Annotated in this window: 24 protein-coding genes and 1 pseudogene; 10 read left to right on the top strand and 15 right to left on the bottom strand. The window is 71.9% G+C overall.

Annotation, left to right across the window (positions count from 1 at the left end):
• Window positions 1-42 precede the first annotated feature (42 nt).
• Together P9K36_RS05800 and P9K36_RS05805 are read left to right on the top strand one after the other, a co-directional pair.
• Complete coding sequence (locus P9K36_RS05800) at window positions 43-552, top strand: OsmC family protein (protein ID WP_043349744.1); 510 nt, start codon at window positions 43-45, stop codon at window positions 550-552.
• A gap of 10 nt (window positions 553-562) precedes the next feature.
• Window positions 563-1420, top strand: a complete 858-nt coding sequence (locus P9K36_RS05805) for a class I SAM-dependent methyltransferase (protein WP_053610922.1) — start codon at window positions 563-565, stop codon at window positions 1418-1420.
• A gap of 38 nt (window positions 1421-1458) precedes the next feature.
• Here P9K36_RS05805 and P9K36_RS05810 read toward each other — a convergent pair whose 3' ends face one another.
• The gene (locus tag P9K36_RS05810; RefSeq protein ID WP_043755983.1) at window positions 1459-3057 is read right to left on the bottom strand and encodes a gamma-glutamyltransferase family protein; all 1599 of its coding nucleotides are present in this window, start codon (window positions 3055-3057) and stop codon (window positions 1459-1461) included.
• Window positions 3058-3178: 121 nt separating this feature from the next.
• Here P9K36_RS05810 and P9K36_RS05815 point away from each other — a divergent pair, with 121 nt between their 5' ends.
• Both P9K36_RS05815 and P9K36_RS05820 read left to right on the top strand, forming a co-directional pair.
• Complete coding sequence (locus P9K36_RS05815) at window positions 3179-4618, top strand: carbohydrate porin (RefSeq protein WP_278306653.1); 1440 nt, start codon at window positions 3179-3181, stop codon at window positions 4616-4618.
• A 57-nt stretch (window positions 4619-4675) separates the two neighbouring features.
• Entirely contained in the window at window positions 4676-6211 is a 1536-nt protein-coding gene (locus P9K36_RS05820; protein ID WP_043349735.1) for a sodium:proton antiporter, read from the top strand.
• 12 nt (window positions 6212-6223) lie between these two features.
• On the opposite strand, the gene gshB is transcribed toward P9K36_RS05820, so the two are convergent.
• Together gshB and P9K36_RS05830 are read right to left on the bottom strand one after the other, a co-directional pair.
• Window positions 6224-7180 (bottom strand): glutathione synthase, encoded by a 957-nt coding sequence (gene gshB / locus P9K36_RS05825; RefSeq protein ID WP_043349733.1) that lies wholly within the window; start codon window positions 7178-7180, stop codon window positions 6224-6226.
• A gap of 49 nt (window positions 7181-7229) precedes the next feature.
• On the bottom strand, window positions 7230-7523 hold the full coding sequence (locus P9K36_RS05830) for a hypothetical protein (protein WP_043349730.1): 294 nt from the start codon (window positions 7521-7523) through the stop codon (window positions 7230-7232).
• A 441-nt stretch (window positions 7524-7964) separates the two neighbouring features.
• Here P9K36_RS05830 and P9K36_RS05835 point away from each other — a divergent pair, with 441 nt between their 5' ends.
• Window positions 7965-8177, top strand: a complete 213-nt coding sequence (locus P9K36_RS05835; protein WP_043349728.1) for a hypothetical protein — start codon at window positions 7965-7967, stop codon at window positions 8175-8177.
• 98 nt (window positions 8178-8275) lie between these two features.
• A complete protein-coding gene (locus P9K36_RS05840) occupies window positions 8276-9061 on the top strand; it encodes a hypothetical protein (protein ID WP_043349725.1) in 786 nt (261 codons plus the stop codon).
• A 243-nt stretch (window positions 9062-9304) separates the two neighbouring features.
• Here P9K36_RS05840 and P9K36_RS05845 read toward each other — a convergent pair whose 3' ends face one another.
• Genes P9K36_RS05845 through P9K36_RS05855 form a run of 3 tightly spaced genes read right to left on the bottom strand, consistent with a single transcriptional unit; the run spans window position 9305 to window position 12940 of the window.
• Window positions 9305-9964, bottom strand: coding sequence for an integral membrane protein (locus P9K36_RS05845; RefSeq protein WP_043388791.1), 660 nt, complete (start codon window positions 9962-9964; stop codon window positions 9305-9307).
• The gene (locus P9K36_RS05850) at window positions 9952-10635 is read right to left on the bottom strand and encodes a DUF1214 domain-containing protein (RefSeq protein ID WP_043388792.1); all 684 of its coding nucleotides are present in this window, start codon (window positions 10633-10635) and stop codon (window positions 9952-9954) included. The genes P9K36_RS05845 and P9K36_RS05850 overlap by 13 nt, the downstream gene beginning before the upstream one ends.
• 4 nt (window positions 10636-10639) lie before the next feature.
• Entirely contained in the window at window positions 10640-12940 is a 2301-nt protein-coding gene (locus P9K36_RS05855; RefSeq protein WP_043388795.1) for a PBP1A family penicillin-binding protein, read from the bottom strand.
• 293 nt (window positions 12941-13233) lie between these two features.
• On the opposite strand from P9K36_RS05855, the gene P9K36_RS05860 reads away from it, so the two are divergent.
• Complete coding sequence (locus P9K36_RS05860; protein WP_043388797.1) at window positions 13234-13725, top strand: YcgN family cysteine cluster protein; 492 nt, start codon at window positions 13234-13236, stop codon at window positions 13723-13725.
• Window positions 13726-13803: 78 nt separating this feature from the next.
• Here P9K36_RS05860 and P9K36_RS05865 read toward each other — a convergent pair whose 3' ends face one another.
• The 6 genes from P9K36_RS05865 to P9K36_RS05890 all read right to left on the bottom strand — a co-directional run bounded on the left by P9K36_RS05865 (window position 13804) and on the right by P9K36_RS05890 (window position 17914).
• Entirely contained in the window at window positions 13804-14493 is a 690-nt protein-coding gene (locus tag P9K36_RS05865; protein WP_052083551.1) for an NrsF family protein, read from the bottom strand.
• Window positions 14493-15050, bottom strand: a complete 558-nt coding sequence (locus P9K36_RS05870; protein WP_043349707.1) for a sigma-70 family RNA polymerase sigma factor — start codon at window positions 15048-15050, stop codon at window positions 14493-14495. Before P9K36_RS05870 ends, P9K36_RS05865 begins: the two co-directional genes overlap by 1 nt.
• A gap of 110 nt (window positions 15051-15160) precedes the next feature.
• Window positions 15161-15904 carry a DUF1223 domain-containing protein gene (locus P9K36_RS05875; protein WP_278306654.1) on the bottom strand — a complete coding sequence of 248 codons (744 nt, stop codon included), beginning with the start codon at window positions 15902-15904 and terminating at the stop codon, window positions 15161-15163.
• 70 nt (window positions 15905-15974) lie between these two features.
• A complete protein-coding gene (locus P9K36_RS05880; protein WP_278306655.1) occupies window positions 15975-16763 on the bottom strand; it encodes a creatininase family protein in 789 nt (262 codons plus the stop codon).
• A gap of 123 nt (window positions 16764-16886) precedes the next feature.
• Complete coding sequence (locus P9K36_RS05885; protein ID WP_051044744.1) at window positions 16887-17420, bottom strand: protein phosphatase CheZ; 534 nt, start codon at window positions 17418-17420, stop codon at window positions 16887-16889.
• A 110-nt stretch (window positions 17421-17530) separates the two neighbouring features.
• Entirely contained in the window at window positions 17531-17914 is a 384-nt protein-coding gene (locus tag P9K36_RS05890; protein ID WP_012317888.1) for a response regulator, read from the bottom strand.
• A 297-nt stretch (window positions 17915-18211) separates the two neighbouring features.
• Here P9K36_RS05890 and P9K36_RS05895 point away from each other — a divergent pair, with 297 nt between their 5' ends.
• Together P9K36_RS05895 and P9K36_RS05900 are read left to right on the top strand one after the other, a co-directional pair.
• Window positions 18212-19198, top strand: a complete 987-nt coding sequence (locus tag P9K36_RS05895) for a bifunctional riboflavin kinase/FAD synthetase (RefSeq protein WP_043388800.1) — start codon at window positions 18212-18214, stop codon at window positions 19196-19198.
• Between the two features lie 62 nt (window positions 19199-19260).
• The gene (locus tag P9K36_RS05900) at window positions 19261-19479 is read left to right on the top strand and encodes a DUF2093 domain-containing protein (protein ID WP_043349698.1); all 219 of its coding nucleotides are present in this window, start codon (window positions 19261-19263) and stop codon (window positions 19477-19479) included.
• A 3-nt stretch (window positions 19480-19482) separates the two neighbouring features.
• Here P9K36_RS05900 and lpxK read toward each other — a convergent pair whose 3' ends face one another.
• From lpxK to P9K36_RS05915, 3 genes are read right to left on the bottom strand one after another with little or no spacing between them, the layout of a single operon-like run.
• Window positions 19483-20463, bottom strand: a complete 981-nt coding sequence (lpxK, locus tag P9K36_RS05905) for a tetraacyldisaccharide 4'-kinase (protein ID WP_053610917.1) — start codon at window positions 20461-20463, stop codon at window positions 19483-19485.
• Window positions 20463-21794 (bottom strand): 3-deoxy-D-manno-octulosonic acid transferase, encoded by a 1332-nt coding sequence (locus tag P9K36_RS05910; protein WP_043388803.1) that lies wholly within the window; start codon window positions 21792-21794, stop codon window positions 20463-20465. Before P9K36_RS05910 ends, lpxK begins: the two co-directional genes overlap by 1 nt.
• Window positions 21791-22576, bottom strand: a complete 786-nt coding sequence (locus tag P9K36_RS05915; protein WP_182591884.1) for a lysophospholipid acyltransferase family protein — start codon at window positions 22574-22576, stop codon at window positions 21791-21793. Before P9K36_RS05915 ends, P9K36_RS05910 begins: the two co-directional genes overlap by 4 nt.
• Before the next feature lie 288 nt (window positions 22577-22864).
• Between P9K36_RS05915 and P9K36_RS05920 the strand changes: the two are divergent.
• A pseudogene (locus tag P9K36_RS05920) lies at window positions 22865-23359 on the top strand (VIT1/CCC1 transporter family protein); the annotation flags it as partial.
• Between the last annotated feature and the right edge of the window lie 64 nt (window positions 23360-23423).

Below are 23423 nucleotides of genomic sequence, written 5' to 3' on the forward strand. Positions count from 1 at the left end.
CGCCGAGAAGCGGGTCAGATCCGGAATCGAGAGGACGACGCCATGGACGCCACCACGCTGCGAGCCCTCCAGGCTCCGATCAAGGACAAGTACCGCACCGCACCGGACGCGGCAGTCATCACCCTGAAGGCCAGGGGCACGCTGGACGACACCAAGATCGCCTGCAAGGTCGAGACGGGCCGCGCCATCGCGGAGGCCGGGCTCCATCCGGCGACGGGCGGTTCGGGGGCGGAGCTGTGCTCGGGCGACATGCTGCTGGAGGCGCTGGTCGCCTGCGCGGGGGTGACGCTCAAGGCCGTGGCCACAGCCCTGGAGATCCCGCTGCGCGCCGGCACGGTCAGCGCCGAGGGCGACCTCGATTTTCGCGGCACCCTCGGGGTCGACAAGGAGGCGCCGGTGGGCTTCCGCAGCATCCGCCTGTTCTTCGAACTCGATACCGACGCGCCGGAGGACAAGCTGGCGCAGCTCCTGAAGCTGACCGAGCGCTACTGCGTGGTGTTCCAGACCCTGAACCACAAGCCCGAGCTGTCCGTGGCCACGACCACGGTCTGACGGAGGGAGCATGGCGGGCGGCATCACCCAGACCGAATACTGGAACGGCGAGGTCGGCACGCGCTGGGCGCGCAATCAGGTCGTCCTCGACGCGATGTTCCTCCCGCTGACGGAGGCGCTGTTCGCCCGCACGCCCCTCGCTCCCGGCGACACGGTGCTCGATATCGGCTGCGGCGCGGGGGCCACGACCCTGGAGGCCGCCCGCAGGGTCGGGCCCGGCGGCGGCGTCACGGGGGCCGACATCTCGGCGCCGCTGCTCGCCGTGGCGCGGGACCGCGCCGCCGCGGAGGTTGCACGCACCGCCCCGATCCGGTTCGTGGAGGCGGATGTCGGGACGGCCGATCTCGGTCCTTTCGACGGGATCCTGTCGCGCTTCGGCGTGATGTTCTTCCCGGATTCCGCCGGCGCTTTCGCCAACATTCGCCGGATGCTCAAGCCGGGCGGCCGGCTGACCTTCCTGTGCTGGCGGACCTTGCCCGAGAATCACTGGGTGAGCGTGCCGCGCGACGCGGTGCTTCCGCTCCTGCCGGAGCCCCCGCCTCCGCCGCAGCCCGACACGCCGGGGCCCTTCCGCTTCTCCGACCCCGACCCGCTGGTCGCGCTCCTGCGCGCCGCCGGGTTCGCCGGCGTGACCTGCGACGCGCTCGACCGGGACATCGTCGTCGGTCAGGGCGAGACCGACGCGGCGGCGACCGCGGCGGCCACCCACGTCTCCCTGAACCTCGGCCCCAGCTCCCACCTCGTCCGCGAGGCCGCACCGGATCTCCGGGCGCGGGCCGAGGCGGCCGTGGCGGCGGCCCTCGCGCGGCACGCGGCGGGTGGCGCCGTGCGCCTGCGCGCCGCCTGCTGGCTCGTTCAGGCGGGCTGAGCCGGCATCCCGCGCCGCCGGGCGGGCGGCGCGTTCTCTCAGAGTCCCAGGGCGCCGCCGTCCGAGCGCGGGTCGTGGGTCGCCTCGATCCGACCGTTCCGGGGATGGCGGACCAGCATGCCCGCGTGCCCGAGCGAGTCGATGTAGGGTCCGCCCAGTTCCTCGATCTCGTGGCCGAGTCGGCCGAGGGCCGCGATGCAGGCCGAATCGAACCGGTCCTCCACCTTCACGCTGAGCGAGGGCGCCCCCCAGGTGCGCCCGTAGAGCAGGCGCGGCGCGTCGACGGCATCGGCCACCGACATCCCGTAATCGGCGTAGCGGGTGAAGATCTGGGCCTGGAATTGCGGCTGCCCGTCGCCGCCCATGCTGCCGTAGCTCATCACACGGCCGTCGTCGAAGGCGGCGAGCGCCGGGATCAGCGTGTGGAAGGGGCGGCGACCGGGCTCCAGGGGATTCACGGCCTTCGGGTCGAGGGAGAACGACATGCCCCGGTTCTGCCAGCAGATGCCGGTGGCGGGCAGCACCGTGCCGGAGCCGTACTCCCAGTAGACCGACTGGATGTAGGAGACGGCAAGCCCGTCCTTGTCGATCGCGCCCATCCAGACCGTGTCGCCGTGACCCGGATCGGGCAGGGGCACCCGGGCTGCGCGACCCATGTCGATCAGCGCGGCCTCGCGGGCCAGCCGTTCCGGGGTCAGGAAGGCGGCGGGGTCGTGCCGCAGGCGGGCGAAATCGGTGACCACCCGGTCGCGGATCGCGAAGGCCCGCTTCGTCGCCTCGATCAGCCCGTGATAATGGGCCGTGCGTTCGGGCTCGGAGACATTCAGCCGGTCGAAGATCCCGAGGATCAGCAGGGCGGCGAGCCCCTGGGTCGGCGGCGGGAAGTTGTAGAGCGTCGCGTCGCGGCGCCGGATCGACAGGGGCGCCCGCTCCACCGCCGCGAAGGCCTCCAGATCCGCCCGGGTGACCGGCGCACCGAGGCGCTCCAGGTCGGCGGCGATCTCCCGGCCGATATCGCCGCGATAGAAGTCGCCGAGCCCCGCATGAGCGAGCTGCTCCAGGGTATCGGCGAGGCGGGGCAGCGCGCGGGTCTCTCCGGCGGGATAGGGCTTGCCGTCCTTCAAGAAGGTTGCCGCAAAGTTTGGCGCGTCGTGGAGCGTGTCGAGTTCCTGTGGCACGTAGCGTGCCTCCGAGGGCGAGACCGCGACGCCGGCTCGGGCCTGACCGATCGCGTCGGCGAAGAGCGTCTCCAGGGGCAGGCGGCCGCCGAGCGCCCGCGCCAGCTCCAGGGCGAGGCGCCAGCCGCCCACCGCGCCCGCCACCGTGACCATGGCGTCGGGTCCCCGCGCGGGGATCGCGTCGTAGCCCTTCTCGCGGTAGCGGGGGATCGTGGCGAGACGCCCGGCCGGGCCGCAGGCCTCGATGCCCCGCACCCGGCCGCCCCGCTCGCGCACCAGCCAGAACCCGTCGCCGCCGATGCCGTTCATGTGCGGATAGACCACCGCGATGGAGGCGGCCATCGCCACCATCGCCTCGATGGCGTTGCCCCCCTGGGCGAGGACGGTCTGGCCGGCCTGGGCGGCGAGGCTGTGGGGTGCGGCGACGGCGGCGGACGTGAAGACGGGGGTCTCGGGCATCGACGGTCCTGTGGTGTACCGGCCGCAGGGTTAGGCGAGGCGACGCCTCCTGCAAAGACCAAGCGCATACGGGCGGCGGGCCATGCTATGCTGCGCGTGTGCTGTCGCCCAGAAGCGGCCGATGTCCTGCAAACTCATGTCCTGGCTGGCCCTCGGCCTGTCGACCCTTCCCGCTGCGGCCCAGACGCGGACCGTGTACGAGGGCGCGGGCGCCGATCCGCGCATCTCGGTCTCGCAGCCGGAGACCACCAGCCAGGCCTCGGGCGGCTATGTCCGCTCGGTGGAGCCCTCTCTCGGCCCGCTCGGCGACCCGCTCGGGATCCGCCCGGTCCTGAAGGAACGGGGCATCGCGTACAGCCTGACCTACATCGCCGACGTGCTCGGCAATCCGGTTGGCGGCCTTAGACAGGGTGCGATCGTCGAGGATCGCCTCAACCTGCGCCTCAACCTCGACCTCGACCGGCTGGCGGGCTGGCAAGGCGCCACGGTCCATGCCAACGCCTACTTCATCCACGGCACCGGCCTGTCGCGCTACTATGTCGGCAACCTGCTGACCACGAGCGTCATCGAGGCGCTGCCGTCCACGCGGCTCTACGTGCTCTGGTTCGACCAGAGCCTGATGGACGGCCAGCTCGGGATCCGGATCGGGCAGCAGGCTGCCGACACCGAGTTCTTCGTCAGCCAGACCGCGACGCTGTTCGTGAACTCGACCTTCGGCTGGCCGGTCATCACCGGGCTCGACCTGCCGAGCGGCGGGCCGGCCTACCCGCTCGCAGCCCCGGCGATCCGGGCCAAATACGTGCCGGGCAACGGCTTTTCCCTGCAGGTCGGGCTCTACGACGGTGATCCGGCCGGTGCGAACCGTCCGGGTGACGATCCGGAGGCGCAGCGCCTCGACCGGACGGGCACCAATTTCCGCCTGCGCGATCCGGCCCTGATCATCGCCGAGGCCACCTACGCGTACAACATCGCGCCCGGTTCCCGGGGCCTGCCCGGCGACATCACCCTGGGCGGCTGGCAGCATTTCGGCCGGTTCGACAGCCTGCGCTTCGACATCACCGGCGTGCCGCTCGCCGACCCGAACGCCACCGGGATCGGCCGGCCGGTGCGCGGCAATGCCGGCCTCTACGCGATCTACGACCAGACCCTCTACCGGGAATCCGGCAAGGACGACGAGGGCCTCGGCTTCTTCGTGCGTGCCGCGTGGTCGCCCACCCGCTCCAGCCTGATCGATGCCTACGTGGATACCGGGCTGGCCTACAAGGGCCTGTTCGACGGGCGCGACGACGACACGATCGGCCTCAGCGTCGCCTACGCGCGCATCAGCGACGAGGCCCAGCGGGCCGACCGGGACACGATCCTCTACTCGGGCATGCCGATGCCCCGCCGCCGCGCCGAGGCGGTGATCGAGGCGACCTATCAGGCCGTGGTCGTGCCGGGCTTCACGGTCCAGCCCGACGCGCAATACGTCATCCGGCCGGGCGCCGGCATCGCCGGTCCGGACGGCCGCCGGCTGCGCAACGCGGCGGTGCTTGGGGTACGCGCCACCGTGCAGTACTGAGCCGGCCTGCGACCGTGGGCCCCGGAACGGTCCCGGGGCTCCGCCTCTTTCAGCAGCATGTTAGTCTTCGAGTGGGTCGTCGGCGTCCTGTTCGGCGCCGTCCTCCTGGCCGGTGTCGCACGTCGGCTCGGGGCGCCATATCCGGCCTTCCTGGCGCTGGGCGGTGTCGGCCTCGCCTTCGTCCCCGGCGTCCCGAACCTGCGGCTCGATCCCGAACTGGCGCTCGCGCTGTTCCTGGCTCCGGTCCTGCTCGATGCCGGCTTCGACGCCTCCGTGCGGGATCTGAAGGAGAACTGGCGCGCGGTGGCCGGGCTCGCGGTCGGAGCGGTGGCGGTGACCACGCTCGCCGTCGCGGTCGTGGCGCGGCTCGTCGTCCCGGACATGCCGCTCTCCGCCTGCATCGTGCTCGGTGCCGTGGTCGCGCCGCCCGACGCCGTGGCGGCACTGGCGGTGCTCAAGCACGCGCCGATGCCGCACCGGCTCGCCACGATCCTGCGCGGCGAGAGCCTGCTCAACGACGCGGCCTCGCTGCTGATCTACCGGCTCGGCGTGACGGCCGCGATGGCCGGCACCTTCCACCCGGCGGAGGTGGCGCCGGCGTTCCTCCTGGGCGTCGTCGCGAGCCTCGTCGTCGGCCCCTGCCTCGGCCTGCTGTTCGTGGCCGTGACCCGGCGCGTGACCGACCCGGCGAGCGCGATCGTGATGCAATTCGTCGCCGCCTTCGGGATCTGGCTCGCCGCGGAGCGGCTCGAGCTGTCGGGGGTCCTGACCATCGTGACCTTCGCGGTGACGGTCGCCCGCCGGGCCCCCGGCGTCACCGCGCCCCGGGCCCGGGTGATCTCCTACGCCGTCTGGGATACGGCGGTGTTCGTGCTCAACGTCCTGGCCTTCGTGCTGATCGGCATCCAGATCGACCCGATCCGGGAGCGGCTGAGCGGCGCGGATGCGTGGCAGGCCCTGATCCTCGCGGGCGCGACCTTCGCCACCGTGGTGGTGACCCGCCTCGCCTGGGTCCTGCCGACCACCGGGATCCGCGAATTCGGCCTCCGCCAAGCCGGAGTTCCGGCGCGGCTGGGGCCGGGCATCGCCCTGTCCTGGGCGGGCATGCGCGGGATCGTCACCGTGGCGGCCGCCCTGGCGCTGCCTGCCCAGTTCCCGCACCGGGATCTCGTGGTCGTCGCCGCCTTCGTCACGGTGCTCGGAACCCTGATCGTTCAGGGCCTGACCCTGCGGCCGCTGCTCGCCCATCTGCGGCTCGAGGACGACGACCCCGTGGGGCGTGAGACGGGCCGGGCCCGGGCGGCGGCCTACAAGGCCGCCCTCGACAGCCTCGCGGATGCGGAGGACGCGCCGGCGACCGACGCGCTGCGCGCCGAGTTCCGCGCAGCCCTCGCGGAGGCGGAGGCGCACGACGAGGGCCTGGCGCCGGAGAGCCTGCCGGCGGACGCCGCCCGGCGCCAAGCCGTCGAGGCCGCCCGCGACGCGGTGCTCGCCCTGCGCCGCCAGGGCCGGATCGGCGACGACGCCTATTTCCTGCTGGAGGAGGAGTTCGACTGGGCCGAACTCAGCGCGACGCCGCGCGCGGAGACCTGAGACCGCGCGCCGTCACACGCCCTTGCGTGCCGCGATCCGGGCCTCGATCGCATCCCAGACGGCGACGGACAGGTCGGGGCCCCCGAGCCGCTGTATCGCCCGGATGCCGGTGGGCGAGGTGACGTTGATCTCGGTGAGGTGCCCGTCGATCACGTCGATCCCCACCAGGATCAGGCCCCGCCGCGCCAGCTCGGGCCCGATCGTGGCGCAGATCTCGCGCTCGCGGTCGGTCAGCTCGGAGGCGGAGGCGGCCCCGCCGCGGACCATGTTGGAGCGGATGTCGTTGGCCGCCGGGACGCGGTTGACCGCGCCCATGGGGACGCCGTCGACCAGGATGATGCGCTTGTCGCCCTCCGTGACCCGGTCGAGGTAACGCTGCACCACCCAGGCCTCCCGGAAGGTCGTGGCGAACAGGTCGAACATCGAGCCGAAATTCGGATCCTTCTCGGTGACCTTGAACACGGCCGCGCCGCCATGCCCGTGCAGCGGCTTCATCGCCACCGTCCCGTGCTCCAGCCGGAAGGCCTCGATCTCCGCCTTGTCGCGGCTGATCAGGGTCGGCGGCATCAACTCGGGAAAATCGAGGACGAACAGCTTCTCGGGCGCGTTGCGCACCTCGAAGGGATCGTTGACCACGAGGGTCTCCGGATGGATCCGCTCGAGCATGTGGGTGGCCGTGATGTAGGCCATGTCGAAGGGCGGATCCTGGCGCATCAGCACCACGTCCGCCTCGGCCAGGTCGAGCCGCTCCGGTGGCGCCAGAGTGTAATGCGCGCCTTCGACGTCCTGTACGGTCAGACGTTCGACCCGCGCGGTGACGCGCCGGCCCTGCATCGAGAGCCGGTCCGGCGTGTAGTAGACGAGCGTATGCCCCCGCCGCTGGGCCTCCAGCAGCAGGGCAAAGGTCGTGTCACCCGCGATCCGGATATTCTGGATCGGGTCCATCTGAACCGCGACGGTCAGGCTCATACCAAACGCCCCTCGCCAACGGCGGACATCACAACCGGATGCGGCAATTTCAATCGTCGGACAGAGACTTGCTGCCCGTGCGCTTGTCGTAGTCGCCGATCGCCGACCGGCATTCGGGAGACAGGCGCTTGCGGTTGCGCATCATGCAGCGATCCGCGTCCTGGCTGTTCGGGTCGACGCCCGCGCAGAGGCGGAAATAGTCGTTCGCGCAGCCAAGCTGCAGGCCTTGGTCCTCGCGCTGGGCATAGGCGGGGCCAGCCGTAAGCGCGAACAGCGCCAGCGCCGCAGTAGCCAACCCGCGGCGGCGGGCGGCGCGCAGGGATCGTTCCGGAACCAGTCGCATTCAGCGGTGTCCTCAATCTCGCTCGGGCGGAGAACCGACGCGGCGGTCCCGCAATCGCCCGCGTCCGGCATATCGGTCGGGCCGGGCGGTAGGCAAGCGTTGGAGGTCCCGAGGGGTTCCGCGCAGGAACGTCGCGACCACGCTTCGCCGCGGTGTGGCTCGCGGGTCGCACGGCGGCGGCGTCCGACAAGACACGACGCTCCACATAAGAAGGCCCCGTCCGGGATCGGACGGGGCCTCAAGTCGAAGGGAGGAAACGCCCGCCATGGGCACGGAAGGCCACGCAAGTCGCGCGCCAACTCCCATCAGAGCGCTCTTCGGGCGCCGATGCCTGGAAAGACTCCGTTAACCACGTCGTGCTGGATTGTTTCGGTAGCCCTTGCCGACGCCCTCCGAAGGGCCCGGGCCAGATGCTCGGACCGCCGACAGGAGCCGGAGACCATGACCCTTTTCAAGCCGCAGGAGACCGGCGAAATCCGCTCGTCGAAGTCGGCCGCCGATCTGTCCCGCAGAGTTGCGCCGGCCGCGTCCGCGGACCTGATTCCCTTTCCGGGCGCAGAGGCGCGTCGGAGTTCCCGCATTCCGCGCTCCGGCGAGCGGCGCGGCGAGATCCTCCTGTTCCTCGGCGTGCGCTACGAGCGCCTCGCGTCCTGAGGACGTCGCGGTCCATGTCACATCGGCCGCACGCCGCCACAGACGGTTCTCCCATGTCAGCCCCGGATCGCCGGCCGTTCGGCCGCGCCCGCCGAGCGATGCGCCTCGGCCCCGTCGGCGCTGCACTGGCCGTGCTCGCAGCCTGCACCCAGAGCGGCGATTTCGGCCGACCGCGTACGGGGGTCTGGAACGGGCTCATCGATACGACAGGCAGCTTCAGCACCCGAGACCGCGGGCGCCTGCTGCTCGAATCCGGCCTCACCGACGACGAGCAGGCCCTGCGCGACCGCGCTTGGCGATTCGTCCAGCCCGCCAGCAGCTTCACCGCCTTTCAGGACGCGGTGCTGGGCCTCGCCAGCGCCCACGTGCTCCCGCCGACCTGGCGCTACGAGGAAGTCGGTTCCTATTACGAGGCCCTCACGGCGGAGCCGTCCCGCTCCCCGGTCTCCCGCTACCGGAAGCTCGGCGACGACGCCACGGCCGATGCCCGGCTGATCCCGATCTTCGTGGCGCTGGCCGCCCGCGTTATCGACGCCGATGCCGCCCGTCTGCGCAGCCTGCCCTTCGCCAAGACCCTCGACAACGCCGACGTGCTGGAGGCCGCCCAGCGGGTCGCCGAGAATCGCTGCCTGATCGCCTGGGTGCGCTTCGAGGCCGGCCTGCGGCTCGCGCGCTACCGCTTCGCCCTGGAACACCTGTTCGCCGCGGCGCCGGCACCGGAATCGGTCTCGGCCGAGCGGTCCATCATGATGCTGGCCGCCCGCCGCAACCTGCTCGACCCGCTCCTCCCGCCGGATGCCGCGGCCCGCTGCGGCCTCGGACCGGCTCCGCTGCCGCCCCCGGTGCCGGTCGCGCAGGCGGAGCCGCTGGTGGTCAAGTATTGAACGACCGAGACTGCGGTCGCGCCCCATCCTGACGACGACAGCGCCCGTGCCGCCGCGACATCGGCCGCGTGGCCGACGTGCAGGCCCGCGCGTGTCCGGATCGTGGGTCAGGGAGAGGGGCAGGTCCATCCGGCCGATCGCCTAGTGCTGGAGACGCGGACGATCCGCGGATCCCCGAACGGACGAAGGTGGCTGAGGCCCGCCGCACGTCGATCGACGCAGCCAGCCCGTTCGACGGCCCCGCTAGCGCCCCGTCCCCTTGCCGGGCCCATCCTTGCCGGGCGCGTCCTTGCCGGGTGCGTCCTTGCCCGTCGGCGCATCGTCCGTCGACGTGTCGGTGGTGCAGGAGACGGCCTGGACCGCGGCATTCGCGGCGGGACGCTGACTCGGGAGACCGGCGATCACCCGCACCACCACGAAGCCGCGCGTGTCGGGCGCGACGATGCGCACGTCGCGGCTCGGATCGTTCTCGTCGTCGTCCGCAAGCGCCTCGTCGTACTGGGCGCGGGTCAGGATGACGAGGTCGAGGGCGCCACGGACCGCGGCCTGGTCGGTCACCGCGTAGAAGGCCCCGCGGCGGGCATGCGCGGCGAGCGACAGGGACAGGGGACCGGTGCGGGCGGAGACGCGCATGGGCCCGTCCGCGAGGTTGTAGGCGCAGACGCCCACCGCCACCGCCGGATCCGGGATCGGCAGCCATGCCTCGGGCGGGGAGGGGTCGTCACCGGTGGCGACCGTGTAGATCGACTGCGGATGGTCCAGGTTCTCGCTGGTGCGGGCGCGCGAGACGGCGTCGGCTTCCGAGAGGGCAGGGATCGCCAGGACCGCCGCGATGTGGACGATCCCGGCGAGCACGAGGCCGATCAGCGTGGCGTAGACGAAGCGCAGGCTCACGAGGCGCATCCGAGGCGAGTGACGGCCGGCACGGAACTCCGGTCGAGGGACCCGACGCTGGCGGCCACCGGCGTATCGTAGAGGCGCAGCGCCAGCCGGACCGGACCGGTCGCCCGCGGGCTCGGGAGCCAGTTCCCGGGCTGCACATCCGGCGCGAGCACGATCGAGAACCACCCGTCGGGCGCGCGCAGCACTTCGGTGGAGGTGAAGCCCTCGCGCAGGGGCGCACGGCCGGGATCGCGCGGGCCGCGGCCGGCCACCGTGATCGTCCAGGCGCGGGCGGGCGGCGTCGCGCCGCCGATCCGGTAGGTGCAGGTGGCGTCGAGCGCCTGCCCGGCATCGTCGACCGCCGCCGTCAGGAGCAGTCCCTCACCGACCGCCAGAGGGATCTCTCCCCGGCGGGCATTGACGGCGCGGGTGTAAGGATCCGCATTCGCCGCGCCGGCCCGCGGCCAAGCGGTCCAGGCACCGACCTGAACGCCCCCGAACGGATAGCCGCCGCTCGTCGCCCAGTCGGCGCTGGCGAGGCCCAGGAGGGCGCCCAGCGCCAGGGCGTAGACGGCAAGGCCGGCGATCGAAGTCTTGCGCCACAGCCGTCGGACGAACCGGACCGCGCGGCTGCGCGGGGCGCCGGCGGACATGGAGACGCGGCCGAACGCGTCGGGAATCGTGAGCTTCATGCGCTCACCGAACCTCGGTGAAACCGCCGACCGGGCGGCTGCCCTCGGCAAGTTCGCGCAGCTGGCCGGACGGCGGCACCGCGGCCCGGTCGCCGGGCTTCCTGCCGGTCTTGCGCGGCTCTCCGGTTCCGGAGGGTGCGTCCGGAGCCGGTTCTGCGGGGGCGCGCTCGACCGTGCGGAACAGGCCGTTCAGGCCGCTGATCACCTCGAAGGAGCGGCGCGAGAGCTTGCCGTAGGCGCTGGCATTGGGGTCGATCGGGGCGGTCGGGCCCCCGGAAGCCTGCTGCTGGGCGGCGCGCGGGCTGTCCTTCAGGCCGGGCAAACCCTTGATCTCGATGCCCTGATGGGCCGGCTCCATGATGTCGTGCCAGGTCTGGGCAGGGAGCGAGCCGCCGGTCAGCTTGTTGGTGGAGGTGTGATCGTCGTTCCCGAACCAGACGGCGCCCACGTAATTGCCCGTGTAGCCGACGAACCACGCGTCCCGGTAGGCGTTCGTGGTGCCCGACTTGCCGGCCACCTTCACGCCCTCGAGCTGCGCCCGCTTGCCAGTGCCCTCCTCGACCACCTTGTTCAGCATGAAGTTCATGTCGGCCACGACCTGGGGCGAGAGCACCCGCTCGGGCGCCTCGTCGGCGTGGCGGTAGATCACCTCGCCGGACGAGTTCTTCACCTCGATGGCCGCGTAGGGCTTGGCGCGGAAACCGCCGTTGGCGAAGACCGCATAGCCCGCCGCTTGGTCGATCACCGTCACCTCGTCCGAGCCGATCGGCATCGACACCGTGTCGATCAGGTTCGAGGTGATGCCCATCTTGTGGGCAAGTTCGGTGATCTTTGCGCGGCCCGCCTTGGCGGCCCGGGCCTCGTGACTGATGCCCATGGCCTTGCCGAGGGAAATCGAGATCTTGATCGGGATCGTGTTGATCGACTTCGCCACCGCGAGCCACATCGGCACCCGGCCGGCATAGGAGCGGCCGTAATTCTGCGGGCACCAGTTGCCGATGCAGACGGGACTATCGACCACCGTCGTGTCGGGCTTGAACAAGCCGGAGGCGAGCGCGGCCGAATAGACGTAGGGCTTGAACGACGAGCCGGGCTGGCGCAGGGCGTCGGTGGCGCGGTTGAACTGGCTCTCGCCGTAATCGGCGCCCCCCACCATGGCGCGCAGCGCCCCGTCCGGGTCGAGGATCACCATCGCGGCCTCGTCGACGTCGTAGGCGTCGCCGGACTTGCGCAGGATGTCGGCCACGACCTCGTCGGCCCGCTTCTGGATGGCAAGGTCGAGGGGCGTCTTCACGGTCAGCACACGATCGCTGCGCAGCTTGCCCGCGTCGGCCATGGCCTTGATCTCGCCGAAGGCCCAATCGAGGTAATAGTCGGCGGTGATGTCGCGGGTGCGGGTCACCGGGGTCGCCGGGTTGCGGAGCGCCGTCTGGATCTGGCCCTCGGTGACGAAGCCCGCCTCCACCATATTGTGCAGCACGTCCGCCGCCCGGGCGCGCGCCGCCGGCAGGTTGACGTGCGGGGCGTACTTGGTGGGCGCCTTGAACAGGCCCGCCAGCATGGCGGCCTCGGCGAGGCTGATGTCCTTGAGCGGCTTGCCGAAATAATAGTCCGCCGCCGCCACGGCGCCGAAGGTGCCGCCGCCCATATAGGCGCGATCGAGGTAGAGCTTCAGGATCTCGTTCTTGGTGAGGTGGCTCTCCAGCCACAGGGCCAAGAACGCCTCGTTGATCTTGCGCTCCAGGGAGCGCTCGTTCGTCAGGAACAGGTTCTTGGCGAGCTGCTGGGTGATCGAGGAGCCGCCCTGCGTGCCGCCGCCGCCGCGCGAGTTGTTGACCAGCGCCCGGAGGGTGCCGATCGGGTCGATGCCCCAATGCTCGTAGAAGCGCCGGTCCTCCGTGGAGACCAGCGCCTTGATCATGATGTCGGGAAAGTCATCGAGCTTGAGCGAATCGTCATGCTTGATGCCGCGGCGGCCGACCTCGGTGCCGTAGCGGTCGAGGAAGGTGACGGCGAGGTCCTGCTGCTTGAGCCAGTTCTCGCTCGTCAGCTGGAAGGCGGGCTGAGCCAGGGCGAGCATCAGGACAGCGCCCCCGGTCCCGATGGTGACGCCCTCGCTCGTCAGGTCGAGGGCGACGCGCTTCCAGCCGCGCACGGCGAACCGGCTCATGACGCGCTGGAAGCGCTCGTAGGCTTCGCCCGTGGACTGGCCGCCATCGTACAGGCTGGCATTGACCCAGGCGTCGAAGGCGAGCGCGGCGCGTTCGAGGCGGACCTTGATCTCGGTGAGCGTCGGCAGGCGCACGATGTCGAACCCGGCTTGTCGAGCGCCTCTGCGGCGGATCCTGGCGGCGGATGGTCGAGGGCCCGCGCCGCGGACACGAACCCTGCGCCTGCGCCACCGCACGGCATCCGAGGTCCATAGCAGGATCCGGAACCGTCGGCGAGGCTCTGCGCAGTCTCGCGAATCGCCGCGGACGAGCTTGGGCGTAACGCACGACGGTGCGATCCGGTCGCATGGAGGTCGTCGGCGGCCACGCTTGCAGCGGTGCCCGGGCTCGGGCAGAGAGGCGGCTTCCCATCCGAGAGACTTTCCCGATGCCCAAGCCCGAGGCGCCGCGCCGCGGGGCGGTCGAGCCGTTCTGGCGGACCAAGACGCTCGAAGCCATGACCCCGTCCGAGTGGGAGAGCCTGTGCGACGGCTGCGGCCGGTGCTGCCTGATGAAGCTCGAGGACGAGGATACCGGCGAGGTCCATCACACCGATATCGGCTGCACGTTGCTCGACGGCCTCACCTGCCGGTGCCGCGACTACGCGCGGCGCCAGAAGCGGGTGCCCGACTGCGTGCGCCTGACGCCGGAAGCGGTGCGGTCGATCGCCTGGCTGCCGCCGACCTGCGCGTACCGGCTCGTGCGCGACGGGCAGCCGCTCTACCCGTGGCATCCCCTGATCTCCGGCCGGGCCGCGAGCGTGCACGAGGCGGGCATCTCGGTCCGCGGCCGGCTCGCCGGCAACGAGGAGGAATTCTCCGAGGACGAGTTGCCGGACCGGATCGTGGACTGGCCGGGCCTCGATCCCAGCGCCGCCTGAGGCCAGCGCGCCGGACGCCGGCGCCCGCAGACCGGCTGACGCCGCGTGGTCGCGGCCCGGCGCCCCGACCGGTACGCCCTAGCCGGCCCCGGAGTGCCGGCCGAGCAGCCGGCCGCCCGCCAGGCCGTTCGCCGCGATGACGATGGTCACCGCCGCCGCGTGGAACAGGAGATCCGTGGCGGTGGCGTCGTGGGGATGGACGGGCATGAGCAGCGCCGCCGCCGCCGCCGCCACCGCCAGCCCCCCGAGGGCGGCGGTGAGGTTCGGCCGCAGCGGGCAGGCGCGCCGCAGCATCACGACGATCAGCACCGACAAGGGCACCGAGACGCAGATCAGGAAGCTGAAGCAGCCCGTGATCGTGTGCTCGCCGGGCACGTCGGCCCCCGGCGCGATCCAGTCGCGCAGGCAGCCCAGCCCGCTCGCGCCGACCCAGAGGGCGAGGGGCGGAAGCGGCAAAAGCGCCCAGCGGCTGGACCGTCCCGGCACGCTCGTGGCGAAGGCCGCGAAGGCGGCCGTGATCGCCGTCAGCACGGCGCCGACCGCCGCGAGGGCCAGATCCGGCACATGCATGCGCAGCATGAAGCCGCCGGTTCCGATCCAGGCCGCGAGGACGACGCCGACCACCAGCGTCACGCCGAGCCAGAGCGCCGCGCGGGCCTCCGGGGTCGGCAGCGGCCGCACGGGTTCGAGGCCGCCTGCGAGTTCCTCGACGAGTCGGTCGTAACGGGACAGGTCCCCGCCGGCCCGATTGCTCCCCTCTCCGGGCATCACTCCCGCTCCTGCGTCAGACTGGCCCGGAGCGCCTTCAGCGCCCGGTGCAGGTTCACCTTGAGGGCTCCCTTGCTGCGACCGGTGAGGGCCGCGGTCTCGTCGAGCGACAGCTCGCGCAGGCCCAGGTGCTCCACGGCCTGCCGCTGGCCGTCGGGCAGGGCCGCCACCGCCCTGGCCAGGGCGGCCGCCCGATCCCGCGCCTCCAGCCCATGGCCGGGGATCGGGCCCGGATCGACCTCGGCCTCGTAGGCCAGGGGGTCGTTGACCTCCCGCGGGCGCCGCCCGGCGCGGCGCAGCCGGTCGATCGCCCGCCGCTGGGTGATGGCGCGCAACCAGGGCAGGAAGGGACGGGCCGGATCGTAGCTCGCCCGGGCCCGATGGACGGTCATCAGCGCGTCCTGCACGACATCGTCCACCGCCTCGCCGCGCACGCCCTGTGCCCGGGCGATCGCCGAGACCACGGGCAGACACGCCTTCAGCAGCGAGCGGTAGGCGGCCGCGTCGCCGCCCTGCGCCGCCGCCATCAGGGTCGCCAGTTCCTCTTCGAGCGCCATCCGGGCTCCGCCGTCGTTCCGCCCCCCGGCCCGCGTCGTGTCTACCCCGCGGTGGGATCCCGACGCCAGCGCCCAAGCGCGCGCGGGCAGCCCGCCCGAAACGGCGAGCATCATCGTACGGCCTCCCGTCCCGTCCCGGCGGGGGCCGCGGCGAGTCGCGCCGCGCCGAGGATGCGCCCGTCATCGGCCTGAAGCAGCAGGGCCGCCGTCTCGCCCTCCGGGCGGGTCGCCGTGAAGGTCGCGGCGGTACCGGACCAGCGCCCGAGATCCTGCAGCGAGCGGACGACGTTGGCCTGCTCGAGGGTCCGCCCGGCATTCTCGCCGCGCAGCACCCGCGTGGTGTGGCTCGGATCGTATCCGATCAGCAGGACGCGGCCGGAGGCCCCTCCGGCGTCGCGTGCGGGCCCGATCTGCGCGACGACGCGCCCGCCGTCGCGGGCCAGGGTCGCCGGGATGCCGGGGCCGGCCTCCCGGGCGCGGGCGATGGCGCTGCGCAGCCCGACCTCGTCGGAGCCGACGAGCCCGGTCTGCCCGTCGATCACGACCTGCGGCGTGTAGGCGGGTCCGCCGAGGCGGGTCGCGTAGGATTCCTGGCGGGCGGTGGCGGCCGGCAGGGCGTAGGGGTCGCGCCAGTTCAGGTGGTTCCAATAGGTGACGTGGAACGCGAGCGGCAGGACGTCGCCCTGCGCACCCGCCGGCTCATGGGCGAGGCGGCCGATCAGCGCCTCCGCGGGCGGGCAGGAGGAGCAGCTCTGCGAGGTGAACAATTCGACGACGACGGGGCGCGCCGCCGCCTCGGCCGAAGGGAGGACGGCACACGACAGGACGGCGGCGATCAAGAGGGCAGGGTGCATGGCCGGAACTCCCGCACGCCGGCGGTTCGGACCCGGCGTACCGGCTCCTTCGGCGCTGCCGCGGCGGCGGTTACACGTCCGGGTCGAGTTCGAAGGCGTCGACGTCGCGCAGGAGGGCGAGGAAGGCCCGGGCGCCGTAGTCCAGTGCCGCACGACCCGCCTCGGCGGTTCCGAGACGCGCATCGCCCATGGCGCCCGAAGGATGGAGGTCGCCGGCCTTCCACGCGAAGGCGGCGGGGCGGCCGGCACGCAGGTGAGTGAAGTCGCGGACCATCGCCCGCGTCCGCGGCGGGAAGTCGGCGATCCGGTCGGCCCGGACGAGGTCAGGCCGCAGGGCCAGCATCAGCGCCGTCTCGATCCCGCCGGCATGGATGCCGTGGGCGATCTCGTCGGCGGGGAACAGGCCCTCGGGATAGCCGAGTCGCGCCCAGGACGTCGTGACCGCCACCATGCGGAACCGGGCGCGCAGCTCGCCCGCCACGAGATCGATGAGCCCGCTGTTGCCGCCGTGACTCGTGACGAGCACCAGCTTTCGGCAGCCGGCGCGGTGGACGGCCGCGCCGATTCCCGTCCAGGCGGCGAGCGCCGTCCCGGTGTCCAGGGAGAGCGTACCCGGGAAGGAATCGTGCTCGTCCGACTTCCCCACCGGCTGGACTGGCAGCAGCAGCACGTCGAGATCGGGCGGCGCGTGGTCGCGCACACGGGCGAGGTAGCCCTCGGCGATGAGGGTGTCGGTGGCGAGCGGCAGGTGCGGGCCGTGTTGCTCGATGGCGGCCACCGGCAGCACCGCGATCGCCCGCCCCATATCGTGACGCGTCAAGTCATCGGTGGTCAATTCGGACCAGAACCGCGCCGTCATTCCTGCCGAGGCCTCCTTCCGGCGCCGCCGGGCGGCGGCGGGCTCGGGAGGCGATCTAACCGGCAGGCCGCCGCCGAGTCGACTATCGGGTCGGCGGTCGACGCCTCGCCGGCGGGGTTCGCCTCAGGCGAACAGCGCGTCGATGTCGTCCTGGGAGGGCGTGGCGTCCACAGCCTGCGGACCGTTCAGCAGGAGATCCTCCGCCCGGGCCCGCCGGGCGCGCTCGGCGGGATCCATGGAGGACGCGTCGCGGGCCTTCACGGCCCCCACGAACCGCGCCAGGCGCTGCTCGAACAGGCGCAGCGATTCGACCACCTTGGCGATCCGCTGGCCGGTGATGTCCTGGAACGCGCAGGCTTCGAAGATCGTGTTGATGCGCTCCTCGACGGCCTCGCGGTAACCCGGTCCGTCGGGCAGGCCGAGCATCGCCTCGGCGGCCTCCATGATCGTGTTGGTGGCGCCTGCCGTCGCCGCGACAACGCTGCCGAGCTCCTCGTGCGCCATGGGGATGCGGTCACGGCTCATCTCGTTCGCGCGCAGCGCCCCGATCTCCTCACGGAGATGGGCGATGTAATCCGCGATCTCGATCAGCTCGGCGATCACGGTCTGCGGTTCACGAAACCGCAGATCGGCCTGCCGTGAGGCGGCTGACGACATGCTCTTCTCCTCGGATCTGTGGCCGTCCTGACCGGCCACGCCACGTCTCGGCGCCCGGCGGCGCAGGAGCGAACAGCCCGGACGGCGAGGGGACGAAGAAGGGGAGCCGGTCAGCTTCCGCAGACCGCCTCGATCTTCGACTTCAGCGTGGCCGCGTTGAAGGGCTTGACGATGTAATTGTTCACGCCGGCCTTCTTGGCCGCGATCACGTTCTCGGTCTTCGATTCGGCCGTCACCATGATGAACGGCGTCGTCCGAAGATTTTCGTCAGCGCGCACGTGCCGCAGCAGCTCGTAGCCCGTCATCGGCTCCATGTTCCAGTCAGAGATGACGAGCCCGTACTTGCGGCCCTTCAGTCGCGCCAGCGCCTCGGTCCCATCGGACGCGTCATCAACCTCTTCGAAGCCGAGCTGCTTCAGTAGATTGCGAATAATGCGGACCATCGTCTGGTAATCGTCGACAACGAGGATCGGCATGCTCAGGTCGAGAGCCATCGAACAACTGCTCCGTATTGCCCGGCGGGAAGCCGCGGCGGCTCCCGGATAGATTAACGCTTCGCTAACGCTGCGTTTTAGCTGCGCTGCACAGCATTGAAAATAGGGCACGCGCATTGCGAAGCGGTTAATCGGGACGGCCGGGGCGAGGCCGCGCGCCCCGAGGGCAGCCCGGCGCCCTCGGAATGCCTCGCTTGACCCTCCGGGCGCCTTTGGGCAGGGTCCGGCCGCGTCGGGCCCCTCGCGGACATGTCAGGCGATCCCATCCGACCCTTCCGAGCATTCGACCCCGAACCGATGGCCCCAGGCGACGACACGGCCGCGCGGCCCTTCACGATCTGCCGCGCCGATGCGCCCGTCCCACCCGCCCTGGCCGGGGCCGTGGCGGCGATCGGCAATTTCGATGGCGTCCATCTCGGTCATCGGGTGCTCGTCGAGGGCGTGCGCGCCGAGGCCCGTGCGGCCGGCCGACCGGCCGTGATCCTGACCTTCGAGCCGCATCCGCGGGCCTATTTCACGCCCGACGCGCCGATGTTCCGGCTGACCGGCCTCGCCGCCAAGGAGATCGTGTTCGCGCATCTGGGCCTCGACGGCCTGATCGTGCGCCGCTTCGACGGGGCTCTGGCTGCCACGGGCGCCCGTGCCTTCGTGCTCGACTTCCTGAAGGGGGCGCTCGGCCTGTCCGGCGTTGTCGTCGGGCACGATTTCCATTTCGGCCGCGGCCGCGAGGGTACCCCCGCGATCCTCGCCGAACTCTGCCGTGAAGCCGGGATGCGCTGCCGGATCGTGGCGCCGGTCGCCCTCGGCGGCGAGACCGAGCCGGTCTCGTCGAGCGCGATCCGCGCCGCCCTCGCGGCCGGCGACATCGTCCGCGCCAACGCGCTTCTCGGCTATCGCTGGTTCGTCCTCGGCGCGGTGCGCCACGGCGACAAGCGCGGGCGGCAGCTCGGCTTTCCCACCGCCAACATGATGCTGCCCGATTGCGGGCTGGCACACGGCATCTACGCGGTGCGGGTCCGCCTGACGTCGGGGGACTTCCGCGACGGCGTGGCGAGCTATGGGCGCCGTCCGACCTTCGATGACGGCGCGCCGCTGCTGGAGACTTATCTCTTCGATTTCTCCGACGATCTCTACGGGCAGGACATCGCCGTGGAGTTCGTCGGACACATTCGCGGCGAGGAGCGGTTCGCCAGCGCCGACGCGCTGGTCGAACGCATGCATGTCGATGCGGCGATGGCGCGGGCCCTGCTGGCGCGCGATGAAACCCCGTCGATGCTGACCTGAACCTCGCGGGCATCGCGGGGCGTGCAGATCGTGTAGAAGGCGCCATCGAGCAGGAGGCGGACGTGCTGGGTCGTTACGAGCGCGCGAACAACGGCGAAGCGGTCGTCGAATACGGCGACGGCACCATGCGGGTGGTCAAGCCCGGCAGCTTCGTGCGCTGCGCGGTGACCGGCGAGCCGATCCCGCTCGACGGGCTGCGCTACTGGAGCGCCGCCCGCCAGGAGGCCTACGCCTCCCCCGAGGCGATTCTGCAGCGGCTCAAGGAAACCGGCCGTCCCTGAGGGTCACGGCGCGCGGAGCGCGTCGCGGATCTGCCGGCGCAGGGCGTCCGCGTCGTCGAGCACGAGGCGGACGCGCAGGACGCGCACGTCTGCCGAGAAGGCCGGCGGCAGGCGCACGGCGTCCTTCTCGGTGGTGACGAGGTCTGCACCGAGGCGCCGGGCCGACTCGGCCAGGACAGCCAGTTCTCCCGGCCGGTAGGGATGATGATCCGGGAACGGACGCGTCCCGGCGATCACCGCGCCCGCCGTCGCCAGGGTCGCGAAGAACTTTTCGGGTCGGCCGATGCCCGCGAAGGCGAGGCAGCGCCGGCCCGCCAGATCATCCGCCTCCCGCACGAGTCGCGCCCGGTGGACGGGCAGGCCGCGCCGCTCGGCCGCCCGGGCGACCGCGTCGCCGCCGGCGCCATCACCGATCACGATCAGCCCACCGACATGCGGCCATTGCCGGGCGAGGGGCGCGCGCAGCGGCCCCGCCGGGAACGGCAATCCGTTGCCGAGGCCGGCGGGACCGTCGACCACCGCGAAGCTGAGATCCTTGACGAGGCTCGGATTCTGCAGGCCGTCATCCATGACGATGACGTCGGCGCCAAGCTGCCGGCAGAGGGCAGCGCCCGCCGGCCGGTCCCGGGAGACGATCGCGGTCGCCTTGCGGGCGAGGAGCAGCGGCTCGTCGCCGACCTCCGCGGCGGCGTGGCGGTCGGGATCGACCTGCACCGGGCCCGCGTTCCGGCCCCCGTAGCCGCGGGACAGGAAGGCCGGCCTGCGGCCGAGCTCGGCGAGGAGGGCCGCGACCGCCAGGGCGGCCGGCGTCTTGCCGGCACCGCCGAGGGTGAAATTACCCAGGCACAGGACCGGGCAGCCGGCCGGGGCGCCGGGACGATCCATGCGCCGGGCCACCAATGCCCCGTAGAGCGCCGCGAAGGGGGCGAGGCCGCGCGCGGCCGGGTGATCCGGCCCCGCCGCCCAGAAGGCCGGGGGCCGCATCAGGCCCGCACGAGCGGTCGCGCGCGGCTACCCCGGTCGAGGCGCTGGAGCTTCATCTGCGCCACGAAGGGATCGAGCACGGCGAGCGTGCGCGCCACCGCCCCCTCGAAGGGCTCCAGGGCACGCTGCCCCTCACGGGCCATGTCGGCGAGCCGGCTCCGATCGCCGAGGAGCTCCGCGGCGATCGCCGCCAGTTCGACGCCGTCGCGCACGGGCAGGGCGCCCCCGGCCCGGTCGAGGGCCTGATAGACCACGCTGAAATTCTCGATGTGGGGCCCGTGCAGCACCGCAGAGCCGAGGCGCAGCGGCTCGATCGGGTTCTGTCCGCCCCGCGGCACCAGGGAACCGCCGAGAAACACCAGGGGACTCAGGCGGTAGAACAGGCCCAGCTCACCGATCGTATCCGCGACGTAGACCTCGATGGACGGGTGAGGCCGCCCGCCGGTGGAGCGCCGGGCGCTGCGCAGGCCGACGGCGTCGGCGCACGCCACCACCTCGCCCCCCCGGGCCGGATGCCGCGGGGCGATGATGGTCAGGAGCTGGGGGAACTGCACCTTCAGCATCGCGTGCGCATAGGCGACCATGGTCTCCTCGCCGGCATGCGTGCTCGCGGCGACCCAAACCGGCCGGCCGGCCATCATGGCCCCGAGATAGGCAAGCTGCTGCGCGTCGGCCGGGGGCACCGACGCGTCGAACTTCAGATTCCCCGCGATGCTCACCCGCGGCGCCCCGAGCTTGGCGAAGCGCTCGCCGTCCTCCTGGGTCTGCGCGAGGCAGATCGCGATCCGCGTCAGCAGAGCCTTGGCGGTGCGCGGGCAGCGCTCCCAGCCTCGGAACGAGCGCTCCGACATGCGGCCGTTGACCAGGATCAGCGGGATCTCGCGCTCATCCAGCGCCAGGATCGTGTTCGGCCAGATCTCCGATTCGGCGATGACCGCGAGGTCCGGCTGCCAATGCTCCAGGAACCGTCCAATCCAGCGGGGCGCGTCGAGCGGCATGTACTGATGCACCGCGCCGGGCGGCAGCCGCACGCCGACGAGTTCGGCCGCCGCGCGTGTGCCCGTGGTCACGAGCACCGAGAAGCCGCGGGCGATCATGCCCTCGACGAGCCCGATCAGCGACAGGGCTTCGCCGACGCTCGCGCCGTGCATCCAGGCCAGCGGCCCGACCGGCCGGGCCCGCCCCGGCAGACCGCGCCGCTCCGGAAGCCGACGCGGATCCTCCTTGCCGCGCTGCGCACGCCACGCGAGCAGGCCGGTCAGCGCCGGCTCGCCGATGCGCAGGCCGGCCCGGTAGGCCTGCAGCGGCAGGGTGACGGAGGGACGCCTCACGCGAGGTCTCCCACCGGCGCGTCTCGGAGCTCGGGAAGCGGGTCGCGGTAGAGCGCCGCCCGGTCGGCGCGCCCGACGAGCGCGTAGGCGCGGGCATGCACCCGATTCATTTCGGCCTCGACGAAGCGGCGCAGCGTCTCGAAGGCCTCGCCGTCGCTGTCCCGCGGAACATAGATCGGGTCGCCCAGCACGATCGCGCCGCGGCCGAAGGGCAGGCCCAGGCAGGCCCGGTCCCACGAGTTGAAGCGCAGATGCCGGCTCGTCACCACGGCCGCCGGGACGATCGGCCGCCCGGAGAAGCGCGCCAGGGTCAGGATCCCGGCATCGCACCGGCGCGAGACCTTGGGAACGTCGGCGCTGAAGGCTACCGATTCGCCGCCCTTCAGGGCCCGCAGCATGGCCCGCAATCCTTCGGCTCCGCCCTTGGCGCGCAGATCGGTGGCGCGGCTGCGGCCGCGGGCGCCGGAGGCCCGCATCACACGGACGCCGAAGCGTTCCAGCGCGATGGTGTTGATGTTCCCATCCGGATTCCGCGAGATGATCGTGGCCACGCGGTCGCCCGGGCGACGCATGAGCGGCATCATGATGTGCTGGCCGTGCCACATGCCGATGATCAGCGGCTTGCGCGCGTCGATCCAGCCGTCCGCGGCCCCCGGGGACGCATCGCCCGCATGGATCTCGAAGCGGTTGGTGAGTCGCACGAGCCGCAGATAGCCGGCCGCGAAACGGCCGAGGAGGCCCTGGACGGACGGATGGCGGATGAAACGCTTGCCGAGGTTCATGTCACGCGTGGGGCGGCTGGACGGCCGCCCGATCAGTTCCGGATCGAATTCGACCGGGCATGGTCTAGCCCCCGCCCCCGAGACGAGACAATCGGCCCCGCCCACAACCACACGTTTGAGCCACCGGTGTCGACCGGCCTGCCGGCGTCGCGGATGCTCCCGCGGAGCGGCGAAAACACGGCAAGCACCCTTGTTTGGATTAATTCCAGACTGTAGATTGGAATTGATCCAAACAAGGAGATTCGCATGGCCGCCGCCCTCGAAAGTGCCGTCGCATTGGACGCGGAAGCGCGCCGCGCCTTCGTCTTGCGCTACGTGCAGCCCGGCCTTGCGGGCCTGATCGACGGCTCGGTCTCGACCCTCGCGCCGATCTTCGCGGCGGCTTTCGCCACGGGGCATAACGGCGCGACCTTCCTGGTGGGGCTCGCGGCGTCGGTCGGGGCCGGCATCAGCATGGGCTTCACCGAGGCGCTCTCGGACGACGGCCAGGTCACGGGCCGCGGCGACCCGTGGCTGCGCGGCCTGGTCTGCGGGGCCATGACCACGCTGGGCGGCCTCGGCCACACGCTGCCCTACGCGATTCCCGACACGCTCCCGCCCGGCTGGCCGAACCCGTTCGTGCTCGCCACGAGCCTCGCCGTCCTGGTCGTGGTGGTGGAACTCGCGGTCATCGCGGCGATCCGCACGCGCTTCATGGCGACGCCCTTCTGGCGCGCGGCCCTGCAGGTCATGCTCGGCGGGGCGCTGGTGCTGGTGGTCGGGATGCTGATCGGAAGCGCTTGACGCGAGGCGCCGCGCCCGCGATGCGGGGCGCCTTCCGTCCCCGTGTCGAGGGTGACCACCGGCG

The organism is Methylobacterium sp. 391_Methyba4, from assembly GCF_029691625.1.
GTDB lineage: Bacteria > Pseudomonadota > Alphaproteobacteria > Rhizobiales > Beijerinckiaceae > Methylobacterium > Methylobacterium fujisawaense.